The following is an 11,014-nucleotide window of genomic DNA, read 5'->3' as shown; positions in this document are numbered from 1 at the left end:
AGGCAAGTCATCCTGCCGGTTGCCGACAAGCTCGGGGCTGCCGTCGGCGCCAGCCGCGCCGCCGTCGATGCCGGTTACGCCCCGAACGACTGGCAGGTCGGCCAGACCGGCAAGGTGGTGGCGCCCGATCTCTATATCGCTGCCGGCATCTCCGGCGCCATCCAGCATCTGGCCGGCATGAAGGATTCGAAGGTGATCGTCGCCATCAACAAGGACGAGGAGGCGCCGATCTTCCAGGTCGCCGACTACGGCCTCGTCGCCGATCTCTTCGACGCCCTGCCGGAATTACAGAAGGCGCTCTAACGAGAGCAAGTGCTTTTTTCTTTCGCACTTGCGAATGACTGGAAAATTGTCTTTTATCTGCTGCCGGGCGATCTTTCGTCCGGCAGTAATGCTAAAATAATGCGGCAACGCGGGGGCGACTGCCGAGCGGGGGTTTGGAGATGAGTGCGGTGTTGAAGAATATTGGGATCATCGGTGCCGGCCAGATGGGCTGCGGCATCGCGCATGTTTCGGCCGCCGCAGGGTACAGGGTCCACATCTACGATCTCTCGCAGGACCGCATCGAATCCGGCCTTGCCACCATCAACGGCAATCTTGCCCGCCTGGTGACGAACGGCAAGATGACGGATGAGGAACGTAAATCGACCTTGTCGCGCATCACCGGCTCCGCCGATGTCAACGACCTCGCCCCGTCCGATCTCGTCATCGAGGCGGCCACCGAGGACGAAAGCGTCAAGCGCAAGATTTATAGTCAGGTTTGTCCGGTGATGAAGCCGGAAGCGCTGCTGGCCACCAACACCTCGTCGCTTTCGATTACCCGGCTTGCCGCCGCCACCGACCGCCCCGAACGCTTCATGGGCATTCATTTCATGAACCCGGTGCCGGTCATGAAGCTGGTCGAACTGGTGCGCGGCATCGCCACCGATGAGAAGACCTTCTCCGCCGCCAAGGAATTCGTCGGCACGCTGGAAAAGACCATTACCGTCGCCGAGGACTTCCCGGCCTTCATCGTCAACCGCATCCTGCTGCCGATGATCAACGAAGCGATCTACACGCTCTATGAAGGTGTCGGCACGGTCGACGCCATCGATACGGCGATGAAGCTCGGCGCCAACCATCCGATGGGGCCGCTGCAGCTTGCCGATTTCATCGGCCTCGACACCTGCCTGTCGATCATGCAGGTGCTGCATGACGGCCTGGCGGACTCGAAATATCGCCCCTGCCCGTTGCTGGTGAAATATGTCGAAGCCGGCTGGCTCGGACGCAAATCCGGCCGCGGCTTTTACGACTATCGCGGCGAAGTGCCTGTCCCGACGCGGTAAGCGGGGCATCACCAAAACGGGCGAATGGACCGGACGCCCGCGAAATGCTTTCCTTGCCGCGAATGGGGGGAAACGCCATGTGGACCGAAACACCGATGTTCCTGCTGCAATGCTGCGTCCTTATCGGAATTGCCGGCGTTTTCCTGATCAGAGGAAATGGCGACTCCTGACCGCTATCCTCACGATCCGATCGCACCCTTGATCAAAGTCTTGGCGTCCTCGCTGTCCCAGGCGGCGGGTCCGTTCATGGCGGAGATCAGGCAGCCCTTGTCGTCGAGCAGCAGCGTCACCGGCAGGCCGAAGGCGAGACCTTCCTTCTTGAGGCCATTGAAGACGCCGATCGTATTGTCGCGATAAAGCTGCAGCGCATCGACGCCCGTCTCGGCCAGGAAAGTCTTCGGCTTTTCGTCATCACCGGTATCGATATTAACCGGCACGACCTGGAATTTGTCGCCGCCCATTTGCTTTTCCAGTGCGTTCAGCGCCGGCATCTCTTCGCGGCAGGGCACGCACCACGTGGCCCAGAGATTGAGCAGCACGGTCTTGCCGGCGAAATGGTCGAGCGTCAGCGGCTTGCCGTCGGGGCCGTTGAAGGACACCGCGGTCAGCTTGCGCGGCTCGCTGGCGGCGACCATCGCGGCAACCTGCCCCTTCATCAGCGGCGCCAAAGTGGCGGCGCGCTCCCGCGCCAGCGGGCATTCGGCCGAAGCCGTATCGCCGATGCCATTGCCAATCCCCGTCTCCTTCACGTATACCGCTGCCGCACCGGCAATAACGCCTGCAACGGCGGCGATTGCGATCAGTTTTACGGACGGCAGACCGAAGGGTTTTTTTGTCGTCATTTCATTCTCCAGGACGGGCATCCATGGCCGAGAGCAACACGGACACCAAATCCTCCAACCAGATGTGGGGTGGGCGCTTCGCCTCCGGCCCGGACGCGATCATGGAGGAGATAAATGCCTCGATCGGTTTCGACAAGAAGCTATTCGCGCAGGACATCCGCGGTTCCATCGCCCACGCGACAATGCTCGCCCATCAGGGGATCATTTCGGCCGAGGATAAGGACAAGATCGTTCACGGGCTAAACACGATCCTGTCAGAAATCGAAAGCGGCAATTTCGAATTCTCGCGCCGGCTCGAAGACATCCACATGAATATCGAGGCGCGCCTGGCGACGCTGATCGGACCGGCTGCCGGCCGGCTGCATACCGCCCGCTCGCGCAACGACCAGGTGGCGCTCGACTTCCGCCTCTGGGTGAAAGAAGAGCTCGAGAAGACCGAGAAGATGCTGACCGGCCTGATTGCCGCCTTCCTCGATCGCGCCGAGGAACATGCCGAAAGCGTCATGCCGGGCTTCACCCATTTGCAGACCGCCCAGCCCGTCACCTTCGGTCATCACTGCATGGCCTATGTGGAAATGTTCGGCCGTGACCGCTCGCGCGTGCGTCATGCCATCGAACATCTGGACGAAAGCCCGATCGGTGCTGCCGCCCTTGCCGGCACCGGTTATCCCATCGACCGCCACATGACGGCCAAGGCGCTCGGTTTCCGCGAGCCCACCCGCAATTCCATCGACACGGTCTCGGACCGCGATTTCGCCATCGAGTTCCTGGCGATCGCCGCGATCACGGGCATGCATCTGTCGCGCCTGGCCGAAGAGATCGTCATCTGGTCGACGCCGCAGTTCGGCTTCGTGCGCCTCTCCGACGCCTTCTCGACCGGCTCCTCGATCATGCCGCAGAAGAAGAACCCGGATGCGGCCGAACTGGTGCGCGCCAAGACCGGCCGCATCAACGGCTCGCTGATCGCGCTGCTGACGATCATGAAGGGCCTACCGCTCGCCTATTCCAAGGACATGCAGGAGGACAAGGAACAGGTCTTCGACGCAGCCGAGAGCCTGGAGCTGGCCATTGCCGCCATGACCGGCATGGTGCGCGACATGACCGTCAACACCGCGCGCATGAAGGCGGCGGCCGGCTCCGGCTTCTCGACGGCGACCGATCTTGCCGACTGGCTGGTGCGCGAAGCCGGCCTGCCCTTCCGCGATGCCCATCACGTCACCGGCCGCGCCGTCGCGCTGGCCGAAAGCAAGGGCTGCGACCTGGCCGAGCTGCCGCTCGTCGACCTACAGGCGATCCATTCCGCAATCACCGACACGGTCTATGACGTTCTGACGGTCGAAGCCTCGGTCGCCAGCCGCAAGAGCTTCGGCGGCACGGCCCCCTCCGAAGTGCGCAAGCAGATCGCCTTCTGGCGCGCCCGCAACTGAAAGAAAGGCGAAGCGAAACGCCGCTTCGCCCTTCCCCCGCACGGGAAAGACCGTGCAACAATCAGGGTGCACAAGGCGGAGAAACTTCGCTATGAAGATGTCCGTCGTTCGGAATGAACGATGTCTGTCATATCTCGTCCAAGAGGATATCCATGCAGAAGAGCTTGCCGCACCTCATTCGCTTGACGGCAGTCATCGCCGTCATCGGCCTTGCCGTTGCCGGATGCGGGCGTAAGGGCGATCTCGACCCGCCGAGTGCTGCGGCAACGAAAGAAGGCGACGTTTCCAAGCCGACGAAACAGCCGGGAACCGTTGACAAGCCCTTCCTTCTCGATCCTCTTCTTTAAGGCATAAGCCCGTGAACCATTTCGAGCACCGCGACGGCATCCTTCACGCCGAGAACGTTCCCGTTCCCGAGATCGCCAAGGCGGTCGGCACGCCGTTCTACGTCTATTCCACCGCCACCCTGGAACGCCATTACCGGGTCTTCTCCGAAGCCTTCGCCGATATGGACTCGATGGTCTGCTACGCGATGAAGGCGAATTCGAACCAGGCAGTGCTGAAGACGCTGGGCCGCCTCGGCGCCGGCATCGACGTCGTCTCGGAAGGGGAATTGCGTCGCGCGCTCGCGGCCGACATTCCGGCAAGTCGCATCATGTTTTCAGGCGTCGGCAAGACCCCATCCGAGATGGATTTCGCTCTCGAGGCCGGCATCTACTGCTTCAACGTCGAGTCCGAACCCGAGCTCGAAATCCTCAACCAACGCGCCGTCAGCGCCGGAAAGAAGGCCCCCGTCTCTTTCCGCATCAACCCGGATGTCGACGCCAAGACGCATTCGAAGATCTCGACCGGCAAGAAGGAAAACAAGTTCGGCATCTCCTGGGAGCGCGCCCGCGCGATCTACGCCCATGCCGCCAAGCTGCCCGGCATCGAGGTCACCGGCATCGACATGCATATCGGCAGTCAGATCACCGAGCTGCAACCTTTCGACGACGCATTCAAGCTGCTGCGCGACCTTGTCGCGACGCTCCGCGCCGACGGCCACACGATCGATCATGTCGATATCGGCGGCGGCCTGGGCGTCCCCTATAAGGACGACAACAATCCGCCGCCGCTGCCGGATGCCTACGCAGCGATCGTCAAGAACCAGCTGCGCGATCTGGACTGCAAGGTTATCACCGAGCCCGGCCGCCTGATCGTCGGCAATGCCGGTATTCTGGTGACCGAGGTGCTTTATGTGAAGGACGGCGGCGAGAAGACCTTCGTCATCGTCGACGGCGCGATGAATGATCTCATTCGCCCGACGCTCTACGAGGCCTATCACGAAATCCGCCCGGTGACGATTTCGGCGGCTAATGCGCCGCGCATCCGCGCCGACGTCGTCGGCCCCGTCTGCGAGACCGGCGACTATCTGGCGCTCGACCGCGAAATGGCAATGCCGAAACCCGGTGATCTGCTGGCCGTAAGCACTGCCGGCGCTTATGGCGCGGTCCAGGCCGGCACCTATAACAGCCGCCTGCTGATCCCCGAAGTTCTGGTCAAGGGCAGCGATTTCCATGCGATACGACCGCGTAGAACCTATGCCGAGCTGATCAGCCTCGACTCCGTTCCCGCCTGGCTCGACTAAAAGCATGTCACGTAACGTGTGCGGCGGTTTTACGATCACCGCGTGCGCAAAACAAAGACCCAAAGCGCCGGAAAGCGACCTGAAAAATCGCGACGCGCTTCAGGTAGACCATCACTTTTTGGCGAATAAACGTGAAAAGCCGGTATTGCCGGCGGCTCGCCCTCGCCTTCGCCACAAAGAGTGTTATCCTTGCCGGCCATGAGCGTATTGCCCCGCAATCGCCGGAAGCGCCCTCTGTTCCACTTGAGATCGCGGAGACCGGACCGATGACAAGCCCCTTCAGGCAGAAGAAAGGTGCATTTGCGCTCCGCCCTGCCCTCGCCCGGCTGGTAACGACGAAACGTCTGCTGGCGCGCATCGTGCTTTTTTGCGAGCAGCTGCTGCCGCCTCTGTTGCCGGTCCTGTCGGTCGCCGCGCTTTATCTTTCCGCCTCCTGGTTCGGCGTCTTCCGCAGCGTGCCAGACTGGTTGCGCATCCTTCTGCTGATCGCTTTCGCTCTCGCTTTGCTCGTAGCGCTCCTTCCCTTCCGCAATCTGCGCTGGCCGAGGATTGCCGAAGCCGACCGCATGTTGGAAGAGCGCAACGGCTTGCCGCACCAGCCGGTCACCGTCCAGGAAGACGAACCGGCCTTCGATGCGCCCTTCGCCCTGGCGCTTTGGCGCGAGCACCAGCTGCGCATGGCCGAAAAGATCGCAGCGCTCGACGCCGGCATGCCGAGGCCTGACATTGCCGGGCATGACCGTTTCGCCCTTCGCGCCATTCCGGCGCTGCTTGTCGTCACGGCCTTTGCTTACTCGCTGTCGATCAATGGCGGTTCAGTCAGTGACGCATTGCAGGCAGCACCCGAACAGGTGACGGTCGACCCGGCGGTGCGCATCGACGCTTGGGTGGCGCCGCCTTCCTATACCGGCCGCGCGCCCGTCTACCTTACCGCCGACGGCAGTGAACAGGCGCCGATCGACATTCCGAAGTTTTCCGCTCTTACCGTGCGCGTCAGCGGTGGAAAGACGGCCGAAAAGGTCGTGTTCCGCAAAGCGAACGGTCAGACGCTGGAGATCGCCGCGCAGGCGGACGCAAGCCCGGGCCAGACAGCTGCGACGGCCGGCAACCAGCCGGATGCCGCACCGGCCGGCCAGGCCGCCATCGCGCAGACGCATGTGATGAAGCTCGAGGAGAACGGCACGCTCGAAGTCAACGGCCGCCGCTGGAGCTTCGACATCCTTCCCGACAAGGCGCCGGAAATTGCCTTTGACGGCTTGCCGAAGCGCAGCGTCAACGGCGCGCTTGAAATTGGTTTCACCGTCAAGGACGACTACGGCGTCCAAGAGGCTCATGCGGAGATCGTACCGCTCGAAACCGATCCGAAAGCAACGCCTCTTTACCCGTTGCCCGAGTACAGGCTGGATATCCCCCGCCGCAACGCCCGTGACGCCAGGGGTGTGACCAGTCGGAACCTGACCGAACATCCGCTCGCCGGTAAACGCGTGCGCGTGACGCTTGTTGCTAAGGACGGAGCTGGCCAGACCGGCCGCAGCCCGCCGCATGAGATGACGCTGCCGTCGCGGCCCTTCAATGAGCCGCTTGCCGCAGCCGTCGCCGAGGAACGGCAGGTTTTCGCCCTCGACACCCGCAAGATGCCGCAAGCGATCGCTCTGAACGAAGCGCTGACCATCCGTCCCGAGGAGACCATCCCCAAGCTCACCAACTACCTGTTGCTGGAATCCGCCTTGGCGCGCATGAAGCTCGCAAAGAGCGAGGAGGCGCTGAAGGATACGGCCCAATATCTCTGGGAAATCGCGCTCGGCATGGAGGACGGCGATCTTTCCCTTGCTGAGCGCAAGCTGCGCCAGGCCCAGCAGAATCTTGCGGATGCATTGAACCGCAACGCCCCGGATGAAGAGATCAAGAAGCTTATGGACGAACTGCGCAAGGCGATGCAGGACTATCTGAGCGAGCTTGCCGAGCGCATGCAGAATGCGCCTATGCAGCCGAACCAGAATGCCCAGAACATCCTGCGCCAGCAGGACCTGGAACGGATGATGGACCAGATCGAAAATCTCGCCCGCTCCGGCAACCGCGACGCGGCCCAGCAGATGCTGTCGGAATTGCAGCGCATGATGAACAATCTACAGGCCGGCCGGCCGCAGCGCGGCCAGCAGAGCCAGGAGAACAGTGAGGCCCGCAAGCAGATCGACAAGCTTGGCCAAATCCTGCGCGACCAACAGAAGCTGATGGAACAGACCTTCCGACTCGATCAGCAGCTCAAGGACCGCATGCAGCGCGGCGAACCCGATATGGGCGAAAACGATCCGCTGCTCGACGAGATGGCCCCCGGCGAAAACGGCGAGCCGCAGCAGCAACAGGGCCAGCAAGGCAATGAAGGCCAGCAGCCCTCCGACCAGATGACGGCCGAACAACTGCGCGAGGCGCTAAAACAGCTGCGCGCCCAGCAGGATGGGCTCGGCAAGCAGCTGGGTGAATTGCAGAAAAAGCTGGGCGAGATGGGCATGAAGCCCGGTCCCGGCTTCGGCCAGGCGCAACGCGAGATGGAAGGCGCCGGCCGCGAACTCGGCCAGGGCCGCGGCCAACCTGCCATCGAAAACCAGGGTCGCGCGCTGGAAGCGCTTCGCCAGGGCGCCCGTGACATGATGAACCAGATGATGCAGGCGCAGCAGGGCCAGCAGGGGCAAGGCCCGAACGGCCAGGTCGGCCAGGGCGAGCAGAACGGCCGCGATCCGCTCGGCCGGCCGCGCATGAGCGAGAGATATATCGAGGACGACGGCGTGAAGGTGCCTGACGAAATCGACGTTCAGCGGGCGCGGGAAATCCTCGATGCGATCCGCGAAAAGCTCGGCAACAATCCGCCGCAGGAAATGGAACGGCGATATCTCGAACGGCTACTGGATATCCAATAGGCGCTCAAGCGCATAACCCCGAAAATCGCAATCGATTTTCGGGGTTATGCGTGAAATTCCGAACAAGCGTTAGGCGACCAGCGCCCGGGCAATCGCCTTGCGGATATCGGGAAGCGCGAATGGTTTGGCGACGACGTCGATGATCTTTTCGGCAAGATCGTCGGCTCGTTCGCGCTGCTCGGCATAGCCGGTCATCAGCAGGATCTTCAAAGCAGGAAAGGCATCCTTGGCCTGGTGGGCGAGCTCGATGCCGTCCATCACAGGCATGCGGATATCAGAAAGCAGCAGGTCGTAGACCCCATCCTTGAGCTTCTCCAGCCCCTCGGCGCCATCGGCCGCTTCATCCGTCTCGTGACCGTCGAGCCTGAGCGCCCGGGCTACGAAAGACCGCAGGGAGTCCTCGTCTTCCGTAATCAGAATTCTTGCCATATGTGCATTGCTCCGTCTTCAGCCCCGCGACGGAAATCACCAGACTTTCCTTTTCGATCGGTAAAGATGGCGAAGCGATGGGCGGGATGGTTAACAACCCGTCTCGAGCGGCAGCGCAGCGCGGCGCCTCTTTCAGACGTGCGAAGGCGCTGCAATACTCCCGATCATTCAGGCGTCGCCGGTCACCACGCCGACGAAGGGCAGTTCACGAAAGGCATACGCGACATCCATGCCGTAGCCAACGACGAAATAGTCAGGGCATTCGAAGCCGACATAATCGGCCTCCAGCTTTTCCTTGCGCTTGACGCGCTTGTCGAGCAGCACGGCGATCGTGACGTTGCGTGCGCCACGCTCGAACAGCAGTTCCTTGGCAAAAAGCAGCGTCCGGCCGGATTCGAGAATATCGTCGATCAACAGGACGTCGCGGCCATGCACATCGCTGTCGATATCCTTGACGATGCGCACGCCCTGGGAGACCGTGCCGCTTCCATAGCTCGACAACGTGATGAACTCGACCTCCGGGGCAAGCCCGGTGTCGTGCAGGGCGCGGATCAGGTCAGCGGCGAAGATGAAGGAGCCTTTGAGCACGGCGATGACGAGCAGATCCTTGGTCGGACCGTTGGCGATCTCCCGCGCCATCGCACGATTGCGTTCGGCAATCTGTTCGGCGGTGAAGAGCGGCTCGATATTTTTTCCGCGCACGACAGGCATAAGACTTGCTCCATGAAAAGAAGGGTAAGCCGTTAGCACATATGCGCTCCTGAAACAGCCTCGCAGGTCATGAAATTTAGGGCGGAATTGGCAGAAAATGCCGGCAGCGGTCGCTCGCGGACATGATCGATCCGGCTTCGATGCCGACAGAGCCCCATCTATTCCGGCACCAACGATCCCCGTGATTTGCAGCATCCTGTCTCGACCCGACATACATCCTGTCTGCCCTAGTTCCTTCGAGGCTAATTGCAACTTGCGGTAAAGGGATTACCATCATACGCGAAGGCAGTACTTTTTCTCAGTTGGCCACAAGATCGATCAACAAATGGCCGCCGGCGGATTCGACAATGAACACTTGTGGGGAAGAAAACGACATCATTCCAAATGAAATGATTGAGAAACTACTGCGCGATCTCACTGACGTGGGACCGCTGAAGCCCATCGGATATTTGCCACGCTCTACGATCAAGCGCTTTTTGAAGACGACCTCGAAAGCTCTTGCTGCTTCTCTAGTAAAACGGGGCCTTGCAGTGGCTGAGTTCACCACGAGACACTCCATGATCCATAGCGGGGCGCTCTACGTCTATGATCGCAATGCGCTGGATAGCCTGATTAGGGAACAGGCCGAGGCGGTTCAGGCGGCCGGGCTGCCTTTGAACGCGGATTCTTTGGTGGCGCACATCGCTGCCGTCTTCTACGACTTGGATCATCCGGCCCATGGGATCATTGCAACCGCCTTCGGCGAGCGGTCCCAGGTGGAAAAGACAGGCGCAACAAGATCATAGAGTGGGCAACCGTATTCTTTTGCGTAAGCAGCGTTCTCAGGAAATTCCCATGAGCAAAATACCTGATGATCTGGTTCGAATTTCAATATTGCCCCGATCCGAAAAAGATAGGGAGAGATTGGAGCGGGGGCTTCGCTCCTGTGCTGAGGGAAACCTCCTGCCGCGCGTTTGGATCGACCACGAAAGCGGTTTTGCGATCGCGACGGGGCAAGCGAGGCGGATGTCGACGCGAAGGTTGATATAATCAGGCGGATTTACGGAATCGACTGCGAAGTCGGCCCACCCAGGTCATTTCTCGCAAGACGATCGCAAGAACGGTCGCGGTCGACTACACCCACAAGAAGCAGATCGGCGCAACCGGCGAGTTTGCTCGCGTGATTTTGATTGTGGAGCCGAGTGAGCCGGGCGACGGCGTTGATTTCACGTCGCAGATCGTCGATGGCGCAATTCCATTCGCGTACATCCCGGCTATTGAAAATGGTGCGAGAGCGGCGATCGGCCGGGACGAGGTTGACGGAGTCTCGGTAGACATCAAGGTCCAACTGATTGCCGGTGCTTTCCATGATCTCGATTCGTCTGCACCAGCCTTCGAGGTCGCTTCGAGCGGGGCTCTCATCGAAGCGTTCCGGCTGGGCGGCTTCGTCTTGATGGAGCCGATCATGAAAATCGAGGTCGTCACTCCGCAGGATTATACCGACATAGTTATCGCAGACCTAAGGTCGCGTCGCGGCAGCATAGTGGACAAGTTAGTCTTCGGCGACGCCGTCGCGGTGCATGCGACGGTGCCCCTGGTAAATACGTTCGGTTACGAGAGCGAACTGAGCACCTTATCGAAGGGCGCTACGATCTGCACCATGCAGGTCGATCACTATGAGCAAGTTCCGACGGAAGATCCCGATCCTCCATTTCGACCAGCCGCAGCAATCAGATTGGCATCGGGCTGAGTAAACTGG

At 60.9% G+C, this 11,014-nt stretch carries 12 protein-coding genes; 8 read left to right on the top strand and 4 right to left on the bottom strand.

Features of this window, described 5'->3' with window-relative positions:
• Positions 1 to 303, top strand: a 303-nt coding sequence (locus PYR71_RS14915) for an electron transfer flavoprotein subunit alpha/FixB family protein (protein WP_275619896.1), incomplete at its 5' end; no start/stop codon positions are given.
• Between the two features lie 140 nt (positions 304 to 443).
• Positions 444 to 1,325: a 3-hydroxybutyryl-CoA dehydrogenase gene (locus tag PYR71_RS14910; protein ID WP_038691587.1), complete on the top strand. Its 882-nt coding sequence runs from the start codon at positions 444 to 446 to the stop codon at positions 1,323 to 1,325.
• A gap of 179 nt (positions 1,326 to 1,504) precedes the next feature.
• Here the strand turns inward: PYR71_RS14910 and tlpA are convergent, their stop codons facing one another.
• Positions 1,505 to 2,167, bottom strand: a complete 663-nt coding sequence (tlpA, locus tag PYR71_RS14905; RefSeq protein WP_275619895.1) for a thiol:disulfide interchange protein TlpA — start codon at positions 2,165 to 2,167, stop codon at positions 1,505 to 1,507.
• 23 nt (positions 2,168 to 2,190) lie between these two features.
• On the opposite strand from tlpA, the gene argH reads away from it, so the two are divergent.
• The 3 genes from argH to lysA all read left to right on the top strand — a co-directional run bounded on the left by argH (position 2,191) and on the right by lysA (position 5,221).
• Positions 2,191 to 3,594: an argininosuccinate lyase gene (gene argH, locus PYR71_RS14900; RefSeq protein WP_183917124.1), complete on the top strand. Its 1,404-nt coding sequence runs from the start codon at positions 2,191 to 2,193 to the stop codon at positions 3,592 to 3,594.
• Between the two features lie 152 nt (positions 3,595 to 3,746).
• Complete coding sequence (lptM, locus tag PYR71_RS14895) at positions 3,747 to 3,941, top strand: LPS translocon maturation chaperone LptM (RefSeq protein WP_004671378.1); 195 nt, start codon at positions 3,747 to 3,749, stop codon at positions 3,939 to 3,941.
• Between the two features lie 11 nt (positions 3,942 to 3,952).
• Complete coding sequence (gene lysA, locus PYR71_RS14890; protein WP_275619894.1) at positions 3,953 to 5,221, top strand: diaminopimelate decarboxylase; 1,269 nt, start codon at positions 3,953 to 3,955, stop codon at positions 5,219 to 5,221.
• A gap of 35 nt (positions 5,222 to 5,256) precedes the next feature.
• Here the strand turns inward: lysA and PYR71_RS14885 are convergent, their stop codons facing one another.
• Positions 5,257 to 5,421 (bottom strand): hypothetical protein, encoded by a 165-nt coding sequence (locus tag PYR71_RS14885; protein ID WP_275619893.1) that lies wholly within the window; start codon positions 5,419 to 5,421, stop codon positions 5,257 to 5,259.
• 66 nt (positions 5,422 to 5,487) lie between these two features.
• On the opposite strand from PYR71_RS14885, the gene PYR71_RS14880 reads away from it, so the two are divergent.
• Positions 5,488 to 8,136, top strand: coding sequence for a TIGR02302 family protein (locus PYR71_RS14880; RefSeq protein WP_275619892.1), 2,649 nt, complete (start codon positions 5,488 to 5,490; stop codon positions 8,134 to 8,136).
• Between the two features lie 69 nt (positions 8,137 to 8,205).
• Here the strand turns inward: PYR71_RS14880 and PYR71_RS14875 are convergent, their stop codons facing one another.
• Entirely contained in the window at positions 8,206 to 8,565 is a 360-nt protein-coding gene (locus PYR71_RS14875; RefSeq protein WP_275619891.1) for a response regulator, read from the bottom strand.
• A gap of 168 nt (positions 8,566 to 8,733) precedes the next feature.
• Entirely contained in the window at positions 8,734 to 9,276 is a 543-nt protein-coding gene (gene hpt, locus PYR71_RS14870; protein WP_183917134.1) for a hypoxanthine phosphoribosyltransferase, read from the bottom strand.
• A 347-nt stretch (positions 9,277 to 9,623) separates the two neighbouring features.
• Between hpt and PYR71_RS14865 the strand changes: the two genes are divergently transcribed.
• Positions 9,624 to 10,061: a hypothetical protein gene (locus PYR71_RS14865; RefSeq protein ID WP_275619890.1), complete on the top strand. Its 438-nt coding sequence runs from the start codon at positions 9,624 to 9,626 to the stop codon at positions 10,059 to 10,061.
• A 266-nt stretch (positions 10,062 to 10,327) separates the two neighbouring features.
• On the top strand, positions 10,328 to 11,005 hold the full coding sequence (locus PYR71_RS14860; RefSeq protein WP_323115724.1) for a translation factor GTPase family protein: 678 nt from the start codon (positions 10,328 to 10,330) through the stop codon (positions 11,003 to 11,005).
• The last annotated feature ends 9 nt before the right edge of the window (positions 11,006 to 11,014 follow it).

This window comes from Rhizobium mulingense (assembly GCF_029194105.1).
GTDB classification, from domain to species: Bacteria; Pseudomonadota; Alphaproteobacteria; order Rhizobiales; family Rhizobiaceae; genus Rhizobium; species Rhizobium mulingense.
This window is presented reverse-complemented; position numbering and strand designations above follow the sequence as displayed.

Coding starts and splice junctions, on each gene's coding strand:
- PYR71_RS14910 (WP_038691587.1), top strand. CDS start 444: ATGAGTGCGGTGTTGAAGAATATTGGGATCATCGGTGCCGGCCAGATG.
- tlpA (WP_275619895.1), bottom strand. CDS start 2,167: ATGACGACAAAAAAACCCTTCGGTCTGCCGTCCGTAAAACTGATCGCA.
- argH (WP_183917124.1), top strand. CDS start 2,191: ATGGCCGAGAGCAACACGGACACCAAATCCTCCAACCAGATGTGGGGT.
- lptM (WP_004671378.1), top strand. CDS start 3,747: ATGCAGAAGAGCTTGCCGCACCTCATTCGCTTGACGGCAGTCATCGCC.
- PYR71_RS14885 (WP_275619893.1), bottom strand. CDS start 5,421: ATGGCCGGCAAGGATAACACTCTTTGTGGCGAAGGCGAGGGCGAGCCG.
- PYR71_RS14880 (WP_275619892.1), top strand. CDS start 5,488: ATGACAAGCCCCTTCAGGCAGAAGAAAGGTGCATTTGCGCTCCGCCCT.
- PYR71_RS14875 (WP_275619891.1), bottom strand. CDS start 8,565: ATGGCAAGAATTCTGATTACGGAAGACGAGGACTCCCTGCGGTCTTTC.
- hpt (WP_183917134.1), bottom strand. CDS start 9,276: ATGCCTGTCGTGCGCGGAAAAAATATCGAGCCGCTCTTCACCGCCGAA.
- PYR71_RS14865 (WP_275619890.1), top strand. CDS start 9,624: ATGAACACTTGTGGGGAAGAAAACGACATCATTCCAAATGAAATGATT.